A 25,202-nucleotide genomic window follows, 5' to 3' on the forward strand; every position below is an offset into this window, starting at 1 on the left:
TAATGAAGCAGCATATTGAAACAAGCTTAATTCACGCAGGTGTTCGTGACGGCTATGAAAATAAAAAAGGTGCCGTCAATGTACCTATGTATTTATCATCTACTTTCCATCAGGAGCGTATCGATGAATTCGGCGAATACGATTATGCACGTTCCGGCAACCCTACGCGGGATGCATTAGAAAACGCAGTAGCAGAGCTTGAAGGTGGGGTCAGAGCTCATGCATATTCTTCTGGAATTGCCGCAGTATCTGCAGCATTAATGCTATTATCTCAGGGTGATCATATAGTCATTACAGAGGATGTTTATGGAGGAACATACCGCTTCGTCTCAAAAGTCTTACCACGCTTCGGTATTTCTCATACTTTCGTCGATTTCACAGATTTAGCGGCGATAGAAGCTGCCATTACACCAGCTACAAAGCTACTCTATATGGAAACACCATCGAATCCAACACTTGGCATCACAGATATTCGTGGAGTAGTTGCACTTGCCAAGCAGCATAATTGCTTAACGTTTTTAGATAATACTTTTATGACACCTTTACACCAACGTCCACTCGAGCTAGGTGTCGATGTTGTTATTCATAGTGCTACAAAGTTTTTATCTGGGCATTCCGATATTATTGCAGGATTAACAGTCACTGCTGATGAAAAGATTGGTCAGGACCTTTACTTTATCCAAAATTCATTCGGCAATATATTAGGTGTACAGGACTGCTTTACTTTATTGCAAAACATGAAAACAACAGATGTGCGTTTTAGTCGATCTACTCAATCGGCACAAAAGATTGCGGAGTTTTTAGACACAAATGCTCTTGTCGAGCAAGTATACTACCCTGGGCTTGCATCACATCCTGGTTATGAGATTCATCAAAATCAGTCAACTAGTACAGGTGCAGTATTATCCTTCCGCCTCCCAAACTATGAAGCTGCAAAAGCACTTGTAGAAGCGATGAAAATTCCGGTGTTCGCTGTCTCTCTAGGTGGCGTAGAATCGATTTTATCCTACCCTGCTAAAATGAGTCATGCAGCAATGGAGCCTGAGGAACGTGCAAAACGTGGTATTACTGATGGTTTATTACGTTTCTCAGTAGGGCTTGAGCATGTTGACGATCTGATCGCGGATTTCGCTCAAGCATTAGAGGTTGCCGCAAAGACAATATAATAAAACAAACGCGTTTCCTAAATTTGGAAACGCGTTTGTTTTTTGACCTTCTAGATGATTCAATTGTTCACACGAGCTAGTACTCGATATAAATAATCTCCATGTCCATTCGCTAGCGTTACTTCTTGTTCATCTGATATCCAGTAAAATGAAAATTCTAAGTCTGCCTCGTTTACACCTGTCGGACAATGCTTCCACGAATCTCGTTTTTCATTTGCCGTTAAATGATAAAAATAACGCTTTTGTAATACCCCTGAATGATGATTAAAATAATCTTGGGCAATTAACCCCTTCACTACTAAATAGTCTAACCCCGTCTCCTCAAACATTTCCCGAGTTACTGCTTCTAGCGGTGTTTCCTCTTCCTCTACCGTGCCTTTCGGAATCTGAATCCCTGCTCCTTCTGTATTTTGCTCAAATACTAGCACTTGTAACTGACCCTCATGCTCTCTCGTAATATAGCCAAATGCTTTTTCAACAACTTGCATGAAGTCATCCCCCTTCTCGTGATTTATGTTACAATAAATAGAAAAATTGGAATTGCAGGTGAAAAGTATTGAGTTCAATTATACGATATATGCAAAAGAATGACATCATTTCTGTGCAAGAAATTGCCAAAAAAAGTTGGCACCAAACATATGAAGGAATTATCCCTCGCGAGGTTCAAGATCGTTTTTTACAAGCTGCTTATAGTAGAGACCGATTGTTAAGTCGTTTGGAAAATAGTTTATTTTTAGTTGCTATATTTGAAGAATCGATCGTAGGCTTTGCAAATTTTTCAAATGTTGTAGATGGAAAGGCAGAGCTTTTCTCAATATATTTACTTCCTGAAACTCAAGGCAAAGGCATTGGTACAGCCTTATTACAGGAAGGGATCAAAATGCTTCCAGATTTAACGTCACTTTTAGTTTGTGTAGAAAAGGAAAATACGATTGGTATGAACTTTTACGAGGCAAAGGGCTTTAAAAAAACAGAAGAATTTGACGATTTATTTGATGGCCACTTATTGAAGACAGTTAAACTTAGCTTATCACTAAATGCTTAGTGTAACGGAGTTAAAACTTACTCCGTTACACATTTTATATGTAAACTATGCAAGATGGATTTGCTCAGATTGGATAACAAGTGCTGTTAAGCCTGAATGACTCCCAGATTCATGGGCCTCTCCTGTTTGCCAAAGAACACCTTCCCCAGTCTTTAAAATTATTTTCTCTTGATCCTCACTACAAGCCCATCCTTCTCCTTGAATGACAATAAACAACTGTGGTACAGGCGCCTCGTGCATCCCAACAACACCACCAGGTTCTATATAAATGAAGCCCATATTAGCAGGCTCCACAGTCTTCATGATTTTCGTATAAAAAGCATCAATCGATTGATAATTATTAATTTTATTGGCCAATTCTTGTGTGAAATTATATTTTTCCATGTAATTTACATGCTCCTTTCTCTTAATAAAAGCCAAAATTATTATTTGCGAACCATTTTATACATTAAAACAATGTCTATATATTCATTATCATGTAGCTTATTTTCAAAGCTTTTTTTCCAACCTTATTTTAATGATGTTACAATAGCTGCTCGACATCTTCATAGGTAAGTCGGAATATTTTTGTTTCAGCAGTGATACTCATAAAATACTCTTTTACTTTTTCTAATCCGAATTGCTGTTCAAGGTTTAACCATTCATCAGGTGTTAGGAAAACAAAGCCTAATGTATCTGAGCCTATTGATTCCATCCACATGCGTATTTCATAATCAGCCTGTAAAATCTCGTTTAAGGCAATGATAGTTGGATCACAGCTATCATCCGCCCCCATCACCACAAGAGATTTTTTATCACCATAGATAATATTTAAATCAACACCTCTATCATCGTTTACAACATGCTCATACGTTAACTTCCCTGTGTTTAATAGTTTCTCGCTATATTGGACAATATCAGCATTGTCTTCACACCAGTCAATCCAAAAAACGTGTTCCGCTAATTTTTCATCATCAGGATTCGTTAAATAGTTTTGAATAAATGTAATATCTCGCATTCATCACCCTCCTTTAAAAACACTGTAATACTACCCACGCTTTATCAAATTGTTTATTTTTACAATCTTCCTCACGTATCCAGTAGTACAATCTGCCACTATCGCCCCACATAAGCCCTAGATCTTCCTCTGTATCAAATTGGAGTAATAATCGCCAATCAGTTGCGCCTGCCTCTAATTCCTTACGTAAAGGATCGTCATATCCTGTTGAGTCTCCACAATATAAACCATTTGTCACCAGTTGACATTCTAAATACATATCACCTTGAATCGCATCTGGATAACCGTCTATGCGATGAGTAGCCATAGACAAATCATCTTCCTCCATCCACTCGTATTCAAAATCTCTGTAGCTATCAGCTTCTTCTTCACTTAATATCTCTTCTAAATACATCGAGTATGGCGATTCCCAAGATGGAAGTGTCAATTCATTCTTAAATTGTAGCGTCGCACTGTCGATGTTACCATGCTCGAGTAATGATACGGGAATTTCCATTCTATTCAGGCTACTAGTATCTTGAGAGAAATAGAAAACTTTAAAGCCATCATGATCTTTCGGGTCGTACCCCCAAGGTTGCTCGACAGCATCATAGAAAAAGGAAAGCACACCATCCACAGGTAATAAGCTGTTTGTATCATATGCCTTGATTTCAGCTAGATTTAGTTGGCAAAGAAAATACAGCGGTCTATTGTCGTTTGTATGTGGCCATGAGAAATCAGATGGTACATTCGGACAGCCACCAACTTTTGAGCCGCCAATCTGTATTTTTTCTTCAGGTATTTGATTTACCATCATTCGATGGATTCTTTTGCGAGAGGTAATAATTCCTCCGTTTTATGCTCTAAGCCAAATTCCTTTAATTCCTTCTTTATTTTTTCTACGCTACTCATTTACTTTCTCCTCCTGAAATTGTCTTTATTTTACATATTTTCATTTTATCAGAACAAGAATGAAAAGCCCCGTAAACAACAAAAAAACCCAGAATATGTTCTGGGCTTGATGACACTTACTTTTCTAGCATGATTAAAACTGTCGGGCTTTTGCTTCACTTCTCAAGATACGGTTATGGAGAGTAATCTCCGTTTCACCATTTACTTGAGATTTTGAATGCTTAATCCTTGACCAGTTGCGGTGGATTTTTTGAGATTTTGGGTCTAAATGTTCGAACCTACTCATTCGCGCCATCCTCCTCATCAATATAGATTTCATAAGTGAAACCTTTTTTAGTATGACCTTGCGATTTAAAATTATTCAGTTTTCGATCCCCATACTTCTTGCAATGTACTTCTAAATAACGCATCTAATTTTTGTGTAGGATCATCGACTTTAACGTGGAGATTTTTACAGTATGCCTCAATATGCTCTATTTCTTTATCTAAATACTCATTAATACTTTCAATACGCGGCTCCATATTTAGTTCGTCACCAACCATTTTCCTCTTCAAAAGTTGCTCAATTTCGGTTTTTAAAGGACCTTCAGAAATAATTGCATTTAACAATTCCTGAAAATCAATTGGTGGAACCGTATTGTTTGTCTCTATCCATTTACATGCTAAAATTGGTCTTAGGACATAAAAATATTTTTTTATTTTCACTTCTGATCCCTGTAAATACTCTCGATAATTGGTTTTTGCCATGTTTAAATAGTGATATACACTTGAATTTGGATAAAATACTTCACTTTCCAATAATAGTACATTGTCAATAAATGAATACTGTTGGTCGTACACTATATTGCTTCGTAACCATTCTAATAGCGGTGGATTACTTTTGCGAAATAGCCTTAATGCCTTTGTTATTTCCCATCCACTAATATCCAACAAATCATTAATAGGTACTTCTATAACATCCCTCTTAGCACCAATACCTTGAGGGTCAATTGAAAGATACCACTGAGGTTGATGAATATATATGAAACGAACATCATAATCACTATCCTTGGAAGGAAATCCCCAAGCACGACTACCTGATTCTACTGCATATAAAATTTTCACTTGATACTCTTTTTCAATTTCTTTTAATTTACTTAGTATAATTTCCTTCATGTAAATACCACTTTCCAATTTTAGTCTTCTAAAGCATCCGGCTTGTATCAACTTTACCTGTATGATCACATACTCTCAGTTGGTTTCGACCGCTTTCCTTTGCAATATAAAGTGCTTGATCCGCCTTGTCAAGTAACTCATAAAATGTTGAAATGTTTTTAGAATGACCGTACCCTGCGATACCAATACTCACTGTCACATTGATCTCAACTTCATCCGCATAATAAGGATGATGTTCAACATGCTTTCGAACTCTTTCCGCTATCTTTACTGCGCTCTCTAACGTAGTATTTGGAGATAAAATGACAAACTCCTCTCCCCCATATCTTGTAATAATGTCGATTCTTCGCACAGAATTTGTAATGATATTTGCGACGTGTTTTAGAACTTCATCACCGATTAAATGCCCATATGTATCATTGACCTTTTTGAAAAAATCAATATCAATCGCTATACATGAACAATGGTTTTGTTCCTCTAAACATTTCTGAAAAACAAGCTCCCCATGTTCAATCAAAAAACGGCGATTATACAGCTTCGTCAACTGACAAGTAACTGATAATTCTTTCAGTAAGATTGTATCCGTTTTCACCTTAGCACTCATTTCGTTGAAGGACGAACAGAGCTCCTGAAATTCATGTGCATAAGGTGCTAGCTGTTGTTCATCTATTTGATAATCATAAAATCCTTGTTCTACTCGTCTAACGCCTGTAAGAAGTTGTTGAATTGGTTCTTCAATTTTTTTAGAAAGATGTAACATCATTTTAATCGTAAAAAACGAACCTACGACTAAACAAAAGGTTATCAATAAAATTCTAATGATTAATGGTTGATACGCCTCCAACAGACCTATTTCTGAGATGATAAACCATTTGCCTTCATTTATAGGCTTACTTTTTGCAAGAACTCGCTTATTATTCGCATCTTTATAAAGATCTAGGTCACTTATTGCATTTTTTTTAGCTGCGTTCAGGATATGCTTATCCACTAAATAATTGCTAGAAGTCCGTTGCTGTTTATTATTAAATTCTGTGAGCATAGTACCTTTCTGATCTATAATATAAGCTTTTCCTAAAAAGCCAACCCTTGATTCATGTAGCAGTTGATCGATTGTATCTAAATTTACTGCACCAAAAACTACACCATTGAATTGTTGTTGTGCATTTAAAATCGGTGAAGCAAATGCAAGAATAGGCTTATTCGTAACTTTACTAATTAAAATATCTGTTATATATGGTTGTTTCGATTTTTTAGCAACCTGAAAATACTTACGATTCTTTACATCCATTCCAACACCAATACCAGATGTACTATATTCAGTAACTGTATCAAATTGTACGATACCTTCTTTATTAACGAATATTAAGTCTGTAAAATCTGTGTTTTCTTTAAAATCTAGAAAAAAAGCTTGCGATTTTTCATAATTATAATTTTTTACAAAATCTAAATTAGCTATTGTATGTATATCACTGGATCGTTCTGATAACCAGCTTTCAAAAAAATATGTTTGAGCATCCAAATAATGTGTCATCTCTTCATTCTGATGCTGTATAGTTTGCCGATATTCAATGTAAAGCGTTGGAATAAAAATACATAGACCAATAATAAAAGTAATCCATAAAAGCGCTCGATGAAGCTGACCTTTTATCGTATTTGGTCGTGGAAATTTTTTCAAAACCCTCAAAGCACTAACCTCCAAATTAATCTAAATATTTCCTGAAAATGGGCGATAAATAGTATTTTATTCATTAAAAATACCACAACCGAATGATTGTGGCAGTGAGAAATTTAACTTCTTTCAGCAAATGTTTCATGTAACGTAAGTGAAACGGCAGTTACAGATGTTTTTTGTAGCGACAGCGGCAATTATGCCACGGTACAATTGCTTAGTTGATAAAAATTATTGCAATAAAATTTGGAGAATTGTAATAAATACAGCAGCAACAATGGGCACTATTTTCAAAGAAGTATAGCCGACTGAAGATGTACATATCGGCTCTAACGGATCCTTCGTTGGTGAAGCTAAATATTGAAGAAAACGTTGCCAGCGACTTTTCTTGTATGTCATTAGCTGCTTAGGAATCTCCACTTTATCTTGATCTAAGCTGTCTTTTAACCATTGTTCCTTTCGAAATTCATCCTTAAGCATCGAAATCCTCCTTTAGCTCTTCCTTTAAAGTCTTTATCGCATTATGTAGCCTTGATTTAACTGTACCAAGTGGAATGGACAAAATTTGTGCAATTTCCTCCTGTGGCAAATCATGATAGTAAACGAGCAAAATAACTGCTCGTTGCTTTTCGGATAATTGAAGTATCGCTTCTTGTATCGTTAATTTCTCGTCAGCAGACATTCGATGACTGGACGTCGGTACTAAAAACGGGAAGAGCGTGCGCCATTTTTTGCGCCGATTCAATTTATTTATCATTAAGCGATAAGCAATTTGAAATAAAAATGCTTTCACCGTACCCTTTTGCTGGTCAAAATCTTCTTTTATATATTGTAAACGCTCAAAGGTATCTTGACAATATCAATGCTTAGCTGATCTTCCCGAGTATAGCGAAATAAAAAGCAGTACAATGGCTCATACAAACGACTATAGAGGTGTTCAAAGCCCTCGACTTCGCCGTTTTTATAGGCCTCCATCCACTCTTCATTGCTTATCATCTAGCTCATCCCCCCAATGAGCCTTAATGGCCTTCAATGTCATAGACACACGTGAAACTAAATATACGACTGTTACAATGACCCATGCTTGCGATTGGTTTGTAAAAAACTGTACATATGAATTTTCAATTGTTTTGCCAGAAGACACGAGAATATTTAATGCCTGCACACAAAGTATCGTATAAATAGCTAAGACAAGCGTTAATGTATCAAACACGTTCCAGCGTAAAAAAACAGTTGATTTTTTGTAGTTAATTTTTCCATTTTCACGCACAGTATATTTTACCCCATGGCAATACCAATCACTATGATTACTACCATCATGATGCCGCCAACAATAAGAGACACTAACCATCCAATTTCCATAAAATCACCTACTTACTTGTATATACTTTTTTAGCGATGGCTGCTAGCACCAAGCTAAGAACTGTTAAAATCATAAAATACTGATATTGTGGAAGCCAAGTTTCGCTTATTAAATTTAAAGACACTTGCAAGCTATCAAATAAATAAAGCATCGGGTTCCAGATTAAGAAAATAAAATAATCCTGGGGGTTTTTTTTCGCTAATGTTAAAAACATCGTTGACATTTGTATTGAAAACATAAATATCAACATAATCGGTTGCAACATACTTGTGGCCACTCTTTCATTTTTAAATATACCAGCCAATATAAAACTCAATGGATATAATGCCAGTAACACAAAGTTACTCATTAAAAAAATTAGCAAAAATGAAGATAATGAAATATCAATAATAAAAGAGTAGCCAATGAGTAGTAACACTAAGAATAGATTTAATAAAGTAAAAACACCGATTCCCATTCCTATAAAGTAAGTGTGTGGCTTAATGCCTGTACGTTGCACCCATTGGAGGGTTTTATTGGCTTTCATATCTGTTAAATAGATTGTAGCACTAGAAAAACAAAAGAAGAAGATTAGCATTATTATAGAAATCGGTAAAAACTGACCTTTAATCAAAAAATTAAATGATTCTTCAGTCATCGCGCTTTTAGCAAAAAATGATATACCCAAAAAGATATAAGCTGGTAACAAATTTCCAATAGTCATTCCTAGGCTACGAATATTTTCTAACATATACATACGTGCAATTTGTTTCATCATCCTGCTTTTCCTCCTAAAATTTGGCCTGTCACTTCATAGTAGAGACCTTCGATTCCCGGCAATTTCGCCTCTGCGTATTTTCTATAAAGCTCATCCTGTGTGTTATTTTCAATGAGTTTTCCGTCTTTTAAAATCACTACATAATCAAATAACGATTCTAATCCTGCCACCTCATGACTAATAATGATGATCATTTTGTTACGTTGACGAATTTCATGCTGTAAGTAAAACATCAATTGCTTTTTCTTCGTTAAATCTAAATCAGCAAACGGCTCATCTAAAATGATAATTGGTTTGTTTAATAAAAAAGAAAGGAAAATCGATACTGCTTTTCGCTGACCGCCTGACGCATTTTTCAATAAGATGTGGTCATAAGTCGGTAACCCTAATATTTCATATAGCTCTCCCAAATCAACCTTATTGTTCGTCAATTTAGTAAAAAGAGTGATCACTTCACGAATTTTCAGATGCTGATAACTTGAAAAAAATTGGTACTGCAGCGCAACTTGTTCTTGTACATGTTGAGACGCCTCATTGAATACAATAGTACCTGCATCAGGTTTTACATCTCCCGCTATACATTTTGATAATGTTGATTTACCTGCTCTATTCTGACCTAATAATAAATAACAATACCCCATTTTAAATGTGGCCGACACACCATCCAATACGTTCACACCATCATATTTTTTCACAATATCCTTCACAATAAGCTCCAAAATAATCCCTCCTTATTTTTTTGTTCACTGACTATACAAACGGCAAATGGAAAAGGTTCATTTTATTTTTAAAAAAATGAAATGAAATTATATATTCCTATAAAATGATTTTTTATACAAAATAAATAATTATTGGGAATTAAGTAAAGATAAAGGAATATCATCTTAATATGGCTCTGATGAAAGATGTTTGAAGAGCAGTTAGGGCAAAAAATTTTTATCTTGTTTTTCCTGCACGATTAATAATAATAACTTAAAGGGAGTTACCTAAGTGCGCGATTTTGAAGAACTTAAGTATTTTTTAGAACCTCATTTTGGTCTGAAAATAAGATGGGAGCTAATCGAATACGCTGTTATTGAACATCGACAATTAAGTAAAAAAGAACGAGTCAAATTCAAAAAGGAACTTTTATATATGAAAGAACTGTTAGAACAAAAGCAATATGAAAAAATACAACAAATTATTAAAAAGAATAATTTAGAAAATACAAAGCTTTACAATATTGATAAAATACAAAAATTTATTGATAAGGTTTTACCTATTATAGAGAAATATGAATATAAAAAAGGTATCCCTTATGTCCCCTTTAAAGCTTTAAACTACTTATTTGATACAATTATTACACCTAAAACAAAATTATCTTTCAATTTTATTGCTATAGATATTAAAAGAGAAGGAGATACATTTATTCATCATATCTTGCAGGATTTGAAATATGTGGAAAAAGCCTTTATAGAGAAAGATGAAGCTAATATTCAAAAGGTACTACAACTTTCTAGAGATAAAGGGATTACTATTTTTGAATCACAAGATCGAGATAAATTTATCGAAGTAGTAACGAACGAATTAAGTTATTAAACAGGTATGTATAAAAGAGAATTCATTAAGAAAAATAGCCACTATATAACTCGTTCAGCCCCAAAAATAGTATAAATTGATCCAGCCTGGCTTCTACGCTTTAGTAAATGTCAACTCCGAACGTTAAAATAGGATGAACTGGCGAGTGTAATTCTGTCGCTTACAGTTTTCTACCTTTCGAGAACATAGAAAAAAGACCTCTCACCAATGGTCTTATCCCCTTATTGAATATCGACTAATGCTGCATAGTCTATTTTAAATGTCTATTTGACAGGGGTAAGACCATCACGAGTGGTCTTTTTATTATTCAATTAGTCTGCCCTACAGCTACAATTTTGCAAGTTGAAATTGCAAATCTAAAGATTGGATGGTTAGGACTTATTGGTAAAGTACCTAACACAATACCAAGACCTGTTTGTTCCACGTTAAAGCCTACTGCAGTTGAACCATTGCTTGCTAATAGATTCACTGTAGAACCGATAAGTGTATTCAACAATTTTCTAATTGGTCGTTCACGACAATCACATTCGCACCCAGAATCAACAGGTGGCAACAAGTTGATAGTAGGTCCTGGTGGGAAAAAACCTACTCCCGTTACATCAGAAATATTTACAACATAAGTTGTCGTCCATTTGTAACTGTAACTAAAAAATCATTCACTTCAACAATTTTGAATAAAAAAAGGAGAGGAGGTACATTAGGTGCGTCTGCAATAGTCCCAAGAATAACAATTTGCCCAACAAGTTGCTGTAATACGGACTGAAGTGGAAAAACACAGCAGTCACAAAGACTCAAACAAGGCAAATTTTGAGGAGGGCATATAGTTTCTTTAGCAGACGAACAACATTCATTAAGCTGTCTAACTATTTTCCTTTTTCCAGTCATAATTTCACCCCAACATTTACTATTCTTATAAAATATGTTTTTAAGAACTAATGAGATTGGATTAAACCCTAATTCTTTATAGGTGGTTCACATTGTACTATTGATTGTGGAAAACTATCATGCTCATTAAGGCAGTAGTAAAACGGAATCAGGTTCGATTGCTCTGATTTAGTTAAATATCAGTAAATGTGGTTTATAGCCTTTGTTTCTCTACTCTTAACCACATAGGATAAAGACAAAAAGGAGCTAACCATCAAATGAATAATTGTGAGTGTAATAATGAATCATCAACATTTAAAAATTGCAATATCTTAAGGAAATTTAATGCTATTGATGGAAAATATAGAAACACCTCTAATGCTAATACTGGCTCAATAATTCCATTCTCCTCTGGAAATACACTATCTATAGTTAATAAAAACTGCTAGTCTTATAGGATTTAGTACCGCTATAAATGATGTGGTTATTATAGGTAATACTAGAAACTTAACTGGATTTTTTATAGAAGCCTTCTCAGTTCCACGTGAAGGTAATATTACAGCTATTTCAGCAACATTTACTTTAATTACTGGGCAAATTTCGGATGGAACTGCGACAATCCGAGCTCAAATTTTTCGTGCTCCTGAGGGGAGTAATATTTATACTGCTACAAATGCCAGCGTAGATTTAAATCCTCCTCTAACTGGTACAGTTCTAGGAGAAATTTCTTATGCATCAGCTAATATCTCGCCTGTACCAGTTTCATCAGGTGATCAATTATTAATGTTATTTTATATCTCATCAAAAACAGGAAATTCAGTAATTTATGAGCTTAGAGGTAATGCAAGCGCAGGAATTAATATTGTTTAAAAACAATATCCTCTTTCCCCTAACCAACTATAGTAATTCACTGGACGCGCTCTACTTACCATTGCTTCTATTTATGATGAATTTCGATTTACTTCCTAAACGCTTTACAGACTTTCTATACGCCCCTACAAATACGCCTCTCAATGCACTAGCAACATTTAATACATCTTATTTAATATCCATAGAAATTTTGAATAGTACGTTAAAGAAAAACCCCCTTCAAATAGAACATGTAATTGACTATAATTATAGTCTTATTTTTACATTCTCTACTTAAAGGGGGCTAATACCATCCAGAAAGAGTCTTTTTTTTAGGATTTTATTATTTTCCAAAATTCCGTTCCATAGCTTTTATTAGTAAATCCAACAGGTATTTGTGTTTTTGCAAAGTTTTCGCCGACCTCTATCTTGTTTACCTGATTTTGTAATGGTGAGCCAAATGAAAATTCCAGTTGTAAGTCAGTAAGGTTAAACAAAATTGAATGCACGGTTCCAAAGCTTTCGTTGTAATTATGAACAGATAGTCCTTTAGGAAACTCCGTGAATAGAAGTTCTTGGATTTCTTTAACAGATCTTTTTCCACTTTCCGTAAATCTCCCCTCTAAAATATCATATCTTAATTGAGAATGCTCAAGCTTGCCCGGCTCCATTTTTTGTATTGAAGAAAATAGTCCATGGTTAGTGGCAATAAGATAATCTAGTTCTGCACGTTTCACTTCTTTTATCCCGTCATATGTTCCAATCAAGGCTGCGTCACCATTTGCATCAGCTATCAGTAAATTCAAATTCGTTCCTACAGGCATATTGTTTACCATATAAATAGCTTCTTCTACATTTTTACAATTTTCTAACAGAGCTCTGACAATAACCATAAACTGTAACCCAGGTACTACTGGTGGTCTCATACCAGGATACTTGCCAATGGGCATACCACACGATGCATACGCAACACATAGCCCCTTCTCATTTAAGCCTTCGCTCCGACCGAATGTAGAAACAGAAAATCCTGTATGAGTATATTTCCCTTCGACGAGTGTCGTACATAAACGCATATCTGAAATATCGGGCGATAGATCATAATTTCTTATGACATATGTTTTACCATCCGCCATTTTTCCAGGTAAAATAGCCCCTAAACTACACCCTCCAGGAATTAACCACGCATTTTGATAAAAATTTAGTTGTTCAGGCTCATAGCCAGAGCCTTCTGCAAAGCCTTCTAATTCTTTATTTAAACTTGGGCAATACTGCTCTATTTGTGCTTTCATTTGAAAATATGCTTTGTCCGAAGTTAATTTTTCCGTAAAGAATAGCGATTTCGCAAAAGGGGTTTTTTTGAAATTCTCGTACTTGTTGTCCAATCTCATACGAACTACCTTTAAGAAATGCAAACTGTCCTGTATTTGTTGTCATTGATGTACTCCATTCTGTATGTTACTAGCAAGACGTTGTGACCTTGCTAATTACAGAATAAAGTCTCCATTTACTGGAGAGTGTAGCTAGTTTCTTATTTTCACAAACACTGTTGTCAAAAAATCATTTGGATGAAGCTCAATATTTGGTCTAATATTAATTGGATTAACTACTTCGGATGGGATGAGACCCTTTATGTATTGCTCCATAATTACCCCTTCTGTCTCAAGGGATTGCCCCGTCAACCATTCTTGCAAGCATCTATAGCCATAATTCAACTCTGAATACGGTCCCTTTACATTTATACAAGCATAACTGCCTTCTGGTATTAGTTTAATATAATTTGCCGGGTGAGTTGCTTTTACTGGTAACAGTAGTTCAACATCCGCTACATTTTGCTTCCTGTCCTGTTGATGAAAAATTGCAGTAAGCTTCCCTTCTACCTCTAATTGATAGGCATAAATTCGTTCAAATAATTTTTGTACTAGCCTGTCCATTTCAATAATATTGATTTTTTCCCGAATGAAAAGCACCTGTATTTCTGGTCGTTTTTCTATGTAACAACTTGATAATGTTGGCTTTAGATTAAATGTCTCAGCGTTCTTAATAGAATTTTTTACTTGGACAATATTTTGAATTTGATCAGCGATTATTTCTTGTTGGTGCTCTAATTCCTGAACTTTTTTATGTAATCTTAGCTCTAAATCTTGCTGATTATTTTCCCCTTTTATAACCTGTTCAATTTCTTTTAATGAAAAATGACAATCTTTTAGAACCTGAATAGTATTCAGTTCTTTCATTTTATCGTAATCATAATAACGATAGCCGGTCACTTCATCTATAAAAGATGGCTCGAGTAATCCAATATCGCTATAGTAACGAATGGTTTTTACTGGGACATTACACAGATTCGAAAATTTCCCAATGCTATACATAAGAACACCTTCTTTTCAATTTAGTTTCGATTTATCGTGCTATTTCATTCACCTTAAATGAATGAAATACACCTCTCCTTGCATAGTTATTGTACGATAAAATTGTAGTAATTGTTTCAAATTTGATGTACGTGAGGTTGTTTTAGGCGTCCGGTGAATCACCCTGCTCTTTATCTCATCAAATCATCTTTTATTCTAATCAACATTTAAACATGGTATATGTTTTAATAACTATCAGTGACAACTTGCTCTAAAACAAAAGGTGAAAGGATGCCTAAAAAGGGAAAAAAGTATGCTCATAATTTGTGCATACTTTTTTCGTTATATTCTATTTTGTTTCTTAAGAGCATTACCTTGTTCCCACGGATTTACCCTGCTTCCGCGGGTATTCACTTTCATTATGATCAACCAAACAATTACATGATGATTAATCTCTACTTTTCATTTAGAATAAATTGCTGGATGGCTGGCAGCAATTTTTTGTGAAGTGGTACTAATGGGTCTGAATACGTCGCAAAATTCTTCGCACGATCAGCTGGAACATTTTTTAATATATGATTCATTCCGTCCAAATATTCAAGGTCGGCATCTGGTTTACTTTTCTTTAACGCTTCCGCATCAGTCGCAACTACTTGTAAGTCAGTTGTACCTTGAAGAATTAAAACTCGGCTCTTCACTTTTGCTATCTCACTAGCAGGGTTATATTTTAACCATGAAATCAGATACGGTTGAACGGAAGAACGGAATAGTTCTTGGAAATTTGGAGAAAGGTTCTTCACTAGCTCTCCTTTTTTCAAGGATGTAAGAATATCAGTTAATTCTTTTTGCTGTTCTGGTATTATTTGACCTTTAAGTTGCTCTAATAAAATTTCATCAGCTGGTCTTCCAGCACCTGCTATAGAAACAAAGGATTCTACATTTGCTTTTTGTGATGCTAGTAAACCGATCAATGAGCCTTCGCTATGTCCAATAATATGAATGCTTGAATAAGCTTTGTCAGCTAAAAGGGTATTGATTACTTGAACTGCGTCATCTACGAATTGGTCAATAGTCATATTCTCTTCCTTTGTTACAAGGGATTGATTATCGCCAACTCCTCGTTTATCATAGCGAACCGTAGCAATACCGTCTTTTGCTAATCCTTCTGCAATCATTTTTAAGCTATTATTTTTACCAACTATGACTGAATTTCCATCCTTATCAGTTGGACCAGAGCCTGCTAGGATAAGTGCAACTGGAGATGGCTCCTTGCTAGCCTTTTGAAGGGCCACTGTTAACTCACCATCTTTAACTGGAATCTGTAACTTTTCATACGTAACTGGTTGTTCGGGTTGTTCTTTGTATGGTTTTAAGACAAGTGGGAGTTTGCCATCTTTTTGTTGAAACGTTGCTTCAATCTGCCCATCTTTTAATGTGCCGTTAATTTCAATAGCCGAGCCATTGAAGTTGATTGATACATTTACTTGATCACCATTGTATTTAATGCTTTTAAATGGATAATTGGATAATCCTTGTGCTGGTACTGATAATTTCCCGCTATCTTTCTGCAACTCAACAATAATTGGCGTAATTGGCAGTGCTCCGTTTGGTATCACAAGATTCCCTTCCCATTTTCCTACTAGCTGTTCATTCATTTTATTGTCCCCTTTCGTCTCTTTCCCTTTTGTGTTGTCTTCCTTCTGAGTGCATGCTGCTAATAATAAAAGTGCACAACATAAAAATAATAGTTTTTTCATAAATTCCCCCCTCTATATGTAAGTTACTAACAAGATTGGTAAAAACATTACAAGTAATGTGATATAGCACCATTTATTCGCCAAATTTGCAGTCCAACCAACACCGTATTTCTTTTGCACTAATAATGAAGGGTCATTTTTATTGATGTAAAAAATACCCCATTTCCAGTATCGATCATCCGCTGCAGCTGTTTCATTTGAATGTAAATCATCAAAGCGCTCATTATTTTCACTTGACTTCCAAATAAAGAGGATAAACCCTCCTAAAGAAACGATCATAAAAACAATAATAAGAGGGAAAAAGTAAGGTGCTGTTTGATTTTTTAAAATAACTGTTGTGTAATGAAAAACACCAAGAAGAATGGTCATACTATAATTAATCGCCGCTAAGCACCAGCTGCCATATTTACGCTGTTTAAGCTCTCTATTAGCTGAAGCTTCTTTCGCTTGTGCGCTCAATTGTATTTTGGCACTTTTCATTCCAAAACTCATGATGAAAAAGCAAATTTGTGTCACTAGTAAAATAAGTGGCATTACTATTACTGAGATCCATGTTTTTTCAGTCCAACCGTCTACCTCACCTGCTGCATTCCAACGGGTTGCAATTACATCTGGGATGGCATTGTAATTCATATAGGTAAAGGTAATCATCGCTAAAGTGACAATAATCGGTAATGCGAAAAATGTAGGTGAGAGTGCTTCATCTCTATCACGTATAGATAAATCCGTCACATAAACAGTTTTGACATGTGCTTCCCAATTTTCTTTTTTTAGTTTTTTTGTTTTTATATGATAAAACATATAAAGAAAAGCTGATATGAGAAGCATGACATATAGTAAGATAAAGGATAGTAAAACAAATTTCTCTTCCTGAATGGGCGTCAATAGTAGTAAAATTTGGCCTATAAGAAATGCAACTGCTATGCCCCCTACCAGCATACTATAGTGCTTTTTAAACATTTGTAATTTCTGATGTTGCACATAGGGCTCAGGAATTGAAACACCAAACACTGTTGTTTTTCTAGATAAAAAAGGTGTTAATGTTTCCAGTACGCCTACAAAGATGAAGATGCTTATTATAAAAAGCATATTTTCCCTACTTCCATTGTTTTAGAATTCGATGAAACAGACTTGTCATCTGATCTTTTTCGAGACCACGTGCAAGAGCCTCAGCCATAATTGGTTTTAATGCATTTTCTACTTTTTCAACTTCCATCTCTTCCAATTCTTTTTTTTGACCACCGATAACGAGAGCCTTTGCTTTCGGCTTTAATTCGATTAACCCTTTTTCTTCGAGTTCGTGATAGCTCTTACTTACTGTACTGACATTAATCCCTAAATCCGAAGCCATTGAACGAACTGAAGGTAATGTATCACCATTTTTTAGCTCTCCCTTAGCAATGAACTCAATTAATTGATTCGCTAACTGTTTATAGAGCTGTAATTCACTGCTTGGATCTAAATGAATATGCATCTTACCCCTCCAATCTGTATTGCTTTTCACCAAACAGAAATCTGTCATACTCAGAGTAATACAGTTTTCTGAAAAAGTCAAATTTTTCTATAAAGTGATTAATCATTGCTTCTTCTTCACCCCCTCTATTCTTCACATATTTGGCTTTATGGCAATGAATACGAAATAAAAAAAGGACCCAGAAAAATTCTGGATCCAAGAACACTTATTTTTTCTATTGATTTGATCTGTATCGGTTTTTGCTTCTTCTTAAGATACAGCAAAACAGAATATCCTCTGCCTCACCTTTTCCTTAAGATTTTAGAAGTTCACCCTATACAGTTGTGGCGGACTTTCCTGAGATTCCTGGTCTTTGGGTGTTTGACTATTACTCATTCTACATCCTCCTAATCATTTTAGATTAATAAGTAGTTCCGCTCTTAATATGAACCGTTTCTCAGGTGTTTATTCATGTAATACGTGCTTTTATTAAAGTTCCTTAAGATAGCATAAAACGCCAAGAAATTTGACGCTTCTTCTCTAAAGACCTGTTGCGCTATAGATCAATTATGTCTCGGCATAATTGTGTCCAGAATCGGCTTTGTGCTTAGGCCTGCACGCCGCAGGTCAGTTAGCCGTTATCGCATGGATGCGATGATTTTAGGCTAACATCCACTGTGCGATTCCTTGACATTCGCCGGAGGCTTGGCCAACACCGACGTTGGTCACTCAGTCGTTGCCACAGGACGTGGCGTTCTTAGCCTGAGTTCCTCTATTTCAGCGGGTGTTTGGACATCCGCTGAAATAAGTTAAAGCATTTAGCACACGCGGAAAAACTATGTAAGGCGATAATTGTAATAGTGCTTCCCCAATTTCTGTTTGAGTCAAACCTGCATGTAAACCACGCTTAGTATGAGTTTTTGTTTGTGGAGCAGCACCTTGAGTTACTACTGCTGTAATGACAACAAGTGCACAGCTTTTTGCTTCTAGCCCTGATCGTGAATAAACATCCCCATAAGCAAATTCAAAAATCATTTTGCGTAAATCTGGTGCGATGTCAGCTAGTGCATCCGCCTCAATCATTCTTGCCGCTTCTTCCTTTGTGACATACTTTTTAATTGTTTCGTACCCCTTTGTAAAACGCTCATTCATTGAAAATACCTCGCATCATCATTTCATTACACAAAAACCCCAATTCTGCGTCTCCAGAATTGGGGATTGTCCTTCACTTATGTAAGGGGCTCTTTTACGTTTCACCCTCTGGCTCTAACGAAAAAGGAAAATGGTTTATCATAGTGCCTCACTGGACAGCTTTAATGAATATCTATGCAAAGTCACAAGGACATGCACGCTAAAATAATTATTACGTAAGACAAGATTTTGCCTTTTCGATTTGGATGATTACTTGATCAAATCCTGTACCACCTAATGAATGACGACGACGAACGGCAGCTTCAGGTGCTAATACATCGTAAATATCCGCTTCGATAAGTTCACTTTCTTTTTTCATGTCTTCAAGCGGTAAATCTAATAAGTAGGTGCCCTTTTGAATACATGTGAATACAAGTTTTCCTGTCACTTCATGTGCTTCACGGAAAGGCATACCTTTTGTTGCTAGATAATCTGCAAGCTCCGTAGCATTAGAGAAGTCAGAGTGTACTGCCTGGTGCAAACGCTCTGTATTGACAGTCATCGTGCGAATCATACCTTCAAAGATTTTTAGAGAACCAAGAATTGTATGGACTGTATCGAACATACCTTCTTTATCTTCCTGCATATCTTTGTTATATGTTAACGGTGTTCCTTTAAGTACCGTTAATAAGCCCATTAAATTACCATATACACGCCCTGTTTTCCCACGAATTAACTCCGCCATATCAGGATTTTTCTTTTGTGGCATAATAGAAGAACCTGTTGAGAAGGCATCATCTAGTTCGATAAATTTGAATTCATCTGTCGACCACAAAATAATTTCCTCTGCAAAACGAGATAAATGGGCCATTAATAAAGATGAATTACTTAAAAATTCAACGATAAAATCACGATCACTTACTGCATCCATAGAGTTCGCATAAACCTCACTAAAGCCTAAAAGCTCAGCGGATTTTAAGCGGTCGATTGGGAAAGTTGTCCCCGCCATGGCACCTGCACCTAAAGGCAGAATATCGATACGTTTGAGTGACTCCATAAAACGTTGTTTATCACGTTCTAACATCCAGAAATACGCCATTAAGTGATGCGCAAATGAGATTGGCTGTGCACGTTGTAAATGTGTATAGCCTGGAGCAATGGTTTCCACATGCTCCTCTGCCTTTTCTAGCAATGTCTTTTGGAATGTCTCTATTAAACCGATTGCTTCCTTCACACGTTTTTTCATGAAAATATGCATATCTGTTGCTACTTGGTCATTTCGGCTACGGCCTGTGTGAAGCTTACCACCTACAGGACCAATTAAATCAATGAGCATTTTTTCCAGATTCAAGTGAATATCTTCATTAGCAACTGTAAATTCAAGCTCCCCTGCGATCGCTTTTTCTTGTAATTGTGCAAGTCCACCGAGAATTGCCTCTACGTCACCTGCTGGTAAAATTCCTGTTGCGCCAAGCATCGTAACATGTGCTACGCTACCTTCAAGGTCTTCTAGAACAAGCTGTTGGTCAAAGCCAATCGATGCGCCGAACTCGTCCACCCATGCTTCTGCTGATTTTTGGAAACGTCCGCCCCAAAGTTTTGTCATAACAGCTCACCTTTTCCTAAGTATCTTTTTGAAAAGGTGTAGCACAGCACAAAGCTATCCTACACCTTGCTTGTCAAAATTAGTTTTTATTTATTTACAGAAGAGTTAACTACTGTTGGCAGACCCCATAGTTCGATGAAGCCTACTGCTGAAGCATGGTTGAATTGGTCTTCTTTTGAGTATGTTGCTAGCTTTTCACTATAAAGTGAATTTGGAGATTTACGTCCTTCCACAATCGCATGACCTTTATAAAGTTTCACGCGCACAGTTCCGTTCACAAATTTTTGTGATTCAGCAAGGAATGATTCCAGTGCTACACGTAATGGAGAGAACCATAAACCATCATAAATTAATTCCGATAATTTTTTCTCAATGACAGGCTTAAAGTGTGCTAACTCTTTTACAAGTGTTAAGTCTTCAAGCTCTTTATGAGCTGTTAATAACACTTTTGCTCCTGGAATTTCATAAACTTCACGAGATTTAATACCAACTAATCGGTTTTCTACGTGATCGATACGACCAACACCATGTGCACCAGCTACTGCATTTAGCTCTTGAATTAAATCAGCAAGCTTCATTTCTTTACCGTTTAAAGCTACTGGCTTACCAGCAACGAATTCAAGTTCTACATATTCCGCTTCATCTGGAGCATTTTCCACAGAAACTGTTAAACCGTATGCTTCTTCAGGTGGAGATACCCATGGATCTTCCATTACGCCCGCTTCATTTGCACGACCCCATAAGTTTTGGTCAATAGAGAATGGTGAATCTAACGTTGCAGGAATCGGCACATTATGTTTCATGGCATATTCGATTTCCTCATCACGGCTCCAGCCCCACTCACGTACAGGAGCTAATACTTCTAAGTCTGGATTTAACGCTTTGATAGAAACTTCGAAACGAACTTGGTCATTCCCTTTACCTGTGCAACCATGAGCTACTGCGTCCGCTCCTACTTGATTCGCAATTTCCACTAATTTTTTTGAAATTAATGGACGAGAAAGTGCCGATACTAACGGATATTTTTGTTCGTACCAAGTATGCGCTTGTAACGAAATTAATGCATATCCTTCAGCGAATTCATCTTTCGCATCTACCATATATGATTCAATTGCTCCTACTTGAAGAGCTTTATTTTTTACGAATTCAAGGTCCTTACCTTCACCAACGTCAAGGCACACTGCAATAACGTCCCAACCTTGTTCTTTTAACCACGGAATTGCTACAGAAGTATCAAGACCTCCTGAATATGCTAATACTACTTTTTTATTTGCCATAAAAAATGCGCCTCCAATTAATCTATAAGATATGTATGTTTATACATTCAATTAAAAGTTTATACACGAATAGTATCATGTTATAAAAATAAAAACAAGTGTATTTTTATAAATTAATAGACTTTTATGTTTATTGTAAAAAGTGTGTCATTCCAATACTTTAAGTGCTTGTACAAACGATGAATATTTTTACTCGGAAAAACGATTTTTTACTCGCAACATGAATGTATATAGTATAAATTTCGGGATAGGTAAATGGCTATTCGGCAAAACGAGGGGGTGATTTCCGTTCCGGCTGGGCGCTTTCCTGGGGGCGTCCGATGAGCCGCTTCACTCGCGGTGCTCGCTCAAGGGTCTCATCTGTGACGCTGATCCCCGAGGAGTCACCCATCCTCCACTCCAATCAACCGCTTCACATAGCATGTATATTCTTACATGTCTCTATATTCTTTGCTTTTAACGCTATTAAAAAAGAACCCACTGTGTAAAATGAGTTCTCATGACAACAAAAGGATACATATTAATTTATGTGTATAAATAGGCAAAGGTTGATTTTTCACTCCAAGTTTGACCTACAAATGATTAGGAAGAAATTTTAAACTATCTTTCTTTGTAAACAAAATATGTTATTCCCCTTTAAACACGTGGTCGTTTATTTTTCTAGCGATTGTTTTTTGACCTTCATTGATAACTGTTAAAATGTCTTGCTTTATCGTTACTAGAACTCCGATACCACGTAAGAAAAATTCATCTTCTTTTATCGCATGTAACTCAAGTGGCATTGTAGCTGGTAGGAAAATGTATAAACGATTATCCTCTTGTAACGTTATTTCCACTGCATGTTCAGGATGTTCTTGAAGTTGGTATTTCCCTACATAGCCCCATAAAACGTTGGCTGGTAAATGCATAGCTTTATATTGCTCAGGCTTTTTCGGCAAATGGAACTCATGTGTCGTTATTGCTTTTTCAATTGCTTCACCGATCGCTATTTCATAATCCAATTCTTGCTCTTTACTGCGTAAAAATACAAAGATTGTCTTAGACTGCGGGTAAATTTTAAATGTAGTTGCATAACCTGGCCAACCACCATTGTGCCATATACATTTCCCAAGGTGTTCATCCTCGGATATAATCCAACCCATCCCGTAAGAAAAAGGTTGTTCCGCTGTAAGAGTTGAGGGCTTAAAGGCTTGCACAAGTAAAGCTTCATCCCAAAGTTGTGACTGAATAACAGCACACCCTAATTTCCATAAGTCCTCTACTGTTGAATAGATCCCGCCATCACCAGTAATATAATTCAAACAAGTAGTACCTTTCGTTTCCTCAAATTCCGAAGGGTCCACATACTGTCCAGCATACACATCAAACACATAGCCCTGTGCAATTTCATTCCTATATTGTTCAGTAAAAGTAGTTGATGTTACAGTTGTGTTCATCATCTTTAGCGGTTTAAAAATAGCTTCTTCCATATATTCAGTATAAGTTTTATTGGTCACACGCTCGATTAAAAGAGCTAATAAGACATATCCGGTATTGCTGTACTCCATTCGTTCTCCTGCTTCAAAAAGTCGAGGTGGCGCATGTTGAGTTAATAGTTGCAGCACGTCTTCATTTGTAGCAACTGTAGTTTCATACCAATTTGAAAACAATGCCATATAATCAGGCAAACCTGATGTATGGTGTAATAAGTGGCGTACAGTTATATTTGTGTAAGGTAAATGCTCGAACCATTGGTTAATATCATCATCAAATGTTAATTTTTTTTCTTGTACTAAAAGTAAAATTCCCAATGCTGTAATCGGCTTTGATACAGAAGCTAAATTAAAACGTTGATGGAGTTCCATAGGTTCGTGTGTTTGAATCGAGGCTTCACCATAGGCACCTTGTAATAAAATCGTCTCATCTTGTGCGAGCAGCACAGTACCATTAAACGTATCGTTAAGCTGTTCTTTCACTTTATTCCAATCCATTTGAAATTTCCTCCTCAACAATTAGATTTAGGCGCTGGATTAAGCAACGCAATTGTTCTAAATCTTCCACAGGCATTTTGCTATAAATTTTATCAATAATGAGTTCATTAATTTGCTCATCACGATGAAAATACGCCTCTCCGTTTTCAGCTAACATGACAACCACTTCCCGACGATTGTTAGGATTAATATCGCGTTTTAGGTAGTTTTCTTTTTCAAGTCTCGTTACTATTTGACTCACAGCACTCGGGGAGATTTCCATGAAGTGAGCGATTTCGCCCATTGTACACTTTTTATGCTTATGTACAAAATCGATTACCATCGTTTGTTTCATCGATAAATCATCTTTAAATAGAGCTTCTTGAGCCTTCGCTAATTTTACATTCATTTCATAAGTATATTGATTAATGTCATTAACAATTTGCTTTATATTAGTCATCTTTACCAGCCTTAACATTTTAGTTAACTTAAATGTTAATCAACATAAATTATTTTGTCAATAAAAAGGTATTTAAAAAAAACTGTAAACACACTCAATTTTCACTTGAGAATGCCTACAGTTAATTACTTACTTTTTATTAAAATATGATTTTCCTAAAAATTCGACGGTTGCAGGTGCCATTGCATATAGCTTGCTTGTTAACCCCATGATCCGTGGTAAATTAACCTCTCTCACAGGTCGCTCGATTGTTTTTATCGTAGCTTGTGCCACTTCTTCAGCTGTTAATAAAAATTTCCCTAAAGACTCTCGATAGCCACTTTCATCACTCGCCTTGTCTAAAAAAGGTGTATCGATTGGACCTGGATGTATCGCTGTGACTTTCACATTATACGGAGCTAGTTCCATACGAAGCCCATTTGTAAAGCCAACAATTGCATGCTTGGTAGCAGCATAAACACTTGCCTTAGGTGTCGCTACCTTTCCTGCCTGCGAGCCGATGAAGATAAGCTGACCTTGCTGACGTTGTATCATAGGTGCTGCTAGACGTTTTGCTAAATACATCGGTACACTAACATTTAGCTTTACCATTTGTCTAATCGCTTCATCTGTTAATTCAGGTGCAATACCGAATTTACCTACCCCAGCAGATAAAATAGCTACATCGAGAGGTGGTAGCTGTGCACATACTTCATCGATAGTAGCTAAATCAGTTAAATCTCCTTGAATCACGTTTGCCCCTACGCGTTCTAATGCTTTCAATGCCACTGTATTGCGTCCTGTCGCATAAACAGAATGGCCTTGGGCTACTAATAATTCTGTTATTTTCAGTCCAACACCACTTGTTGCACCGGTCACGAAGATAGTCTTTTTATTCACGCTCATGT

Annotated in this window: 27 protein-coding genes and 2 pseudogenes; 4 read left to right on the top strand and 25 right to left on the bottom strand. The window is 36.1% G+C overall.

Translation table 11 applies throughout. The features are described from left to right. Positions 1-2 precede the first annotated feature (2 nt). Complete coding sequence (locus ABE34_RS20715; protein WP_197144341.1) at positions 3-1,166, top strand: aminotransferase class I/II-fold pyridoxal phosphate-dependent enzyme; 1,164 nt, start codon at positions 3-5, stop codon at positions 1,164-1,166. Between the two features lie 59 nt (positions 1,167-1,225). Here the strand turns inward: ABE34_RS20715 and ABE34_RS20720 are convergent, their stop codons facing one another. Continuing rightward, complete coding sequence (locus ABE34_RS20720) at positions 1,226-1,654, bottom strand: NUDIX hydrolase (protein ID WP_197144342.1); 429 nt, start codon at positions 1,652-1,654, stop codon at positions 1,226-1,228. A 68-nt stretch (positions 1,655-1,722) separates the two neighbouring features. On the opposite strand from ABE34_RS20720, the gene ABE34_RS20725 reads away from it, so the two are divergent. After that, a complete protein-coding gene (locus ABE34_RS20725) occupies positions 1,723-2,211 on the top strand; it encodes a GNAT family N-acetyltransferase (protein WP_197144343.1) in 489 nt (162 codons plus the stop codon). Between the two features lie 45 nt (positions 2,212-2,256). On the opposite strand, the gene ABE34_RS20730 is transcribed toward ABE34_RS20725, so the two are convergent. The 11 genes and pseudogenes from ABE34_RS20730 to ABE34_RS20780 form a co-directional block, all read right to left on the bottom strand. Further along, entirely contained in the window at positions 2,257-2,595 is a 339-nt protein-coding gene (locus ABE34_RS20730; RefSeq protein ID WP_197144344.1) for a cupin domain-containing protein, read from the bottom strand. 139 nt (positions 2,596-2,734) lie between these two features. Further along, positions 2,735-3,208, bottom strand: a complete 474-nt coding sequence (locus tag ABE34_RS20735) for a hypothetical protein (RefSeq protein WP_197144345.1) — start codon at positions 3,206-3,208, stop codon at positions 2,735-2,737. 13 nt (positions 3,209-3,221) lie between these two features. After that, positions 3,222-4,004, bottom strand: a complete 783-nt coding sequence (locus tag ABE34_RS20740; RefSeq protein WP_197144346.1) for a YwqG family protein — start codon at positions 4,002-4,004, stop codon at positions 3,222-3,224. A 228-nt stretch (positions 4,005-4,232) separates the two neighbouring features. Then, on the bottom strand, positions 4,233-4,418 hold the full coding sequence (locus ABE34_RS20745; protein ID WP_430982176.1) for a YpzG family protein: 186 nt from the start codon (positions 4,416-4,418) through the stop codon (positions 4,233-4,235). A gap of 38 nt (positions 4,419-4,456) precedes the next feature. Further along, positions 4,457-5,254, bottom strand: a complete 798-nt coding sequence (locus ABE34_RS20750) for a nucleotidyltransferase domain-containing protein (RefSeq protein ID WP_197144347.1) — start codon at positions 5,252-5,254, stop codon at positions 4,457-4,459. A 28-nt stretch (positions 5,255-5,282) separates the two neighbouring features. Beyond that, complete coding sequence (locus tag ABE34_RS20755; RefSeq protein WP_197144348.1) at positions 5,283-6,938, bottom strand: sensor domain-containing diguanylate cyclase; 1,656 nt, start codon at positions 6,936-6,938, stop codon at positions 5,283-5,285. Positions 6,939-7,154: 216 nt separating this feature from the next. After that, entirely contained in the window at positions 7,155-7,403 is a 249-nt protein-coding gene (locus tag ABE34_RS20760) for a hypothetical protein (protein ID WP_197144349.1), read from the bottom strand. Further along, positions 7,396-7,898 (bottom strand): annotated as a pseudogene (locus ABE34_RS20765) (RNA polymerase sigma factor). The gene ABE34_RS20760 and the pseudogene ABE34_RS20765 overlap by 8 nt, the downstream one beginning before the upstream one ends. Before the next feature lie 7 nt (positions 7,899-7,905). After that, complete coding sequence (locus tag ABE34_RS20770; RefSeq protein WP_241747027.1) at positions 7,906-8,193, bottom strand: group-specific protein; 288 nt, start codon at positions 8,191-8,193, stop codon at positions 7,906-7,908. A gap of 100 nt (positions 8,194-8,293) precedes the next feature. Further along, positions 8,294-9,043: an ABC transporter permease gene (locus tag ABE34_RS20775; protein WP_197144350.1), complete on the bottom strand. Its 750-nt coding sequence runs from the start codon at positions 9,041-9,043 to the stop codon at positions 8,294-8,296. Beyond that, positions 9,040-9,762, bottom strand: coding sequence for an ATP-binding cassette domain-containing protein (locus ABE34_RS20780; protein WP_197144351.1), 723 nt, complete (start codon positions 9,760-9,762; stop codon positions 9,040-9,042). The genes ABE34_RS20775 and ABE34_RS20780 overlap by 4 nt, the downstream gene beginning before the upstream one ends. A 271-nt stretch (positions 9,763-10,033) precedes the next feature. Between ABE34_RS20780 and ABE34_RS20785 the strand changes: the two genes are divergently transcribed. Then, the gene (locus ABE34_RS20785) at positions 10,034-10,621 is read left to right on the top strand and encodes a hypothetical protein (protein ID WP_197144352.1); all 588 of its coding nucleotides are present in this window, start codon (positions 10,034-10,036) and stop codon (positions 10,619-10,621) included. A 307-nt stretch (positions 10,622-10,928) separates the two neighbouring features. Here the strand turns inward: ABE34_RS20785 and ABE34_RS20790 are convergent. Next, positions 10,929-11,410 (bottom strand): annotated as a pseudogene (locus tag ABE34_RS20790) (bclA protein); the annotation flags it as partial. Positions 11,411-11,965: 555 nt separating this feature from the next. Between ABE34_RS20790 and ABE34_RS20795 the strand changes: the two are divergent. After that, positions 11,966-12,355, top strand: a complete 390-nt coding sequence (locus ABE34_RS20795; protein ID WP_197144353.1) for a hypothetical protein — start codon at positions 11,966-11,968, stop codon at positions 12,353-12,355. Positions 12,356-12,666: 311 nt separating this feature from the next. Here ABE34_RS20795 and ABE34_RS20800 read toward each other — a convergent pair whose 3' ends face one another. The 12 genes from ABE34_RS20800 to ABE34_RS20855 form a co-directional block, all read right to left on the bottom strand. Next, the gene (locus ABE34_RS20800; RefSeq protein WP_197144354.1) at positions 12,667-13,623 is read right to left on the bottom strand and encodes a C45 family autoproteolytic acyltransferase/hydolase; all 957 of its coding nucleotides are present in this window, start codon (positions 13,621-13,623) and stop codon (positions 12,667-12,669) included. Next, positions 13,583-13,768 carry a hypothetical protein gene (locus tag ABE34_RS20805; protein ID WP_197144355.1) on the bottom strand — a complete coding sequence of 62 codons (186 nt, stop codon included), beginning with the start codon at positions 13,766-13,768 and terminating at the stop codon, positions 13,583-13,585. The genes ABE34_RS20800 and ABE34_RS20805 overlap by 41 nt, the downstream gene beginning before the upstream one ends. A gap of 86 nt (positions 13,769-13,854) precedes the next feature. Next, complete coding sequence (locus ABE34_RS20810; protein ID WP_197144356.1) at positions 13,855-14,703, bottom strand: MerR family transcriptional regulator; 849 nt, start codon at positions 14,701-14,703, stop codon at positions 13,855-13,857. 434 nt (positions 14,704-15,137) lie between these two features. Continuing rightward, on the bottom strand, positions 15,138-16,439 hold the full coding sequence (locus tag ABE34_RS20815; protein ID WP_197144357.1) for an alpha/beta hydrolase: 1,302 nt from the start codon (positions 16,437-16,439) through the stop codon (positions 15,138-15,140). 12 nt (positions 16,440-16,451) lie between these two features. Beyond that, positions 16,452-17,528 carry a DUF1648 domain-containing protein gene (locus ABE34_RS20820; RefSeq protein WP_197144358.1) on the bottom strand — a complete coding sequence of 359 codons (1,077 nt, stop codon included), beginning with the start codon at positions 17,526-17,528 and terminating at the stop codon, positions 16,452-16,454. A gap of 7 nt (positions 17,529-17,535) precedes the next feature. Further along, complete coding sequence (locus ABE34_RS20825; protein ID WP_197144359.1) at positions 17,536-17,913, bottom strand: GntR family transcriptional regulator; 378 nt, start codon at positions 17,911-17,913, stop codon at positions 17,536-17,538. Positions 17,914-18,669: 756 nt separating this feature from the next. Continuing rightward, entirely contained in the window at positions 18,670-19,044 is a 375-nt protein-coding gene (locus ABE34_RS20830) for a carboxymuconolactone decarboxylase family protein (RefSeq protein WP_197144360.1), read from the bottom strand. Positions 19,045-19,255: 211 nt separating this feature from the next. Continuing rightward, positions 19,256-20,629 carry an argininosuccinate lyase gene (argH, locus tag ABE34_RS20835; RefSeq protein WP_197144361.1) on the bottom strand — a complete coding sequence of 458 codons (1,374 nt, stop codon included), beginning with the start codon at positions 20,627-20,629 and terminating at the stop codon, positions 19,256-19,258. 86 nt (positions 20,630-20,715) lie between these two features. After that, positions 20,716-21,906, bottom strand: coding sequence for an argininosuccinate synthase (locus ABE34_RS20840; protein ID WP_197144362.1), 1,191 nt, complete (start codon positions 21,904-21,906; stop codon positions 20,716-20,718). Positions 21,907-22,532: 626 nt separating this feature from the next. Continuing rightward, positions 22,533-23,876 (bottom strand): serine hydrolase domain-containing protein, encoded by a 1,344-nt coding sequence (locus ABE34_RS20845; RefSeq protein WP_197144363.1) that lies wholly within the window; start codon positions 23,874-23,876, stop codon positions 22,533-22,535. Beyond that, positions 23,863-24,315, bottom strand: a complete 453-nt coding sequence (locus ABE34_RS20850; protein WP_197144364.1) for a MarR family winged helix-turn-helix transcriptional regulator — start codon at positions 24,313-24,315, stop codon at positions 23,863-23,865. The genes ABE34_RS20845 and ABE34_RS20850 overlap by 14 nt, the downstream gene beginning before the upstream one ends. Before the next feature lie 129 nt (positions 24,316-24,444). Beyond that, the gene (locus ABE34_RS20855) at positions 24,445-25,200 is read right to left on the bottom strand and encodes an SDR family NAD(P)-dependent oxidoreductase (RefSeq protein WP_197144365.1); all 756 of its coding nucleotides are present in this window, start codon (positions 25,198-25,200) and stop codon (positions 24,445-24,447) included. Positions 25,201-25,202 lie beyond the last annotated feature (2 nt).

It is taken from the genome of Lysinibacillus sphaericus, assembly GCF_015844675.1.
Lineage (GTDB): Bacteria > Bacillota > Bacilli > Bacillales_A > Planococcaceae > Lysinibacillus > Lysinibacillus sphaericus_E.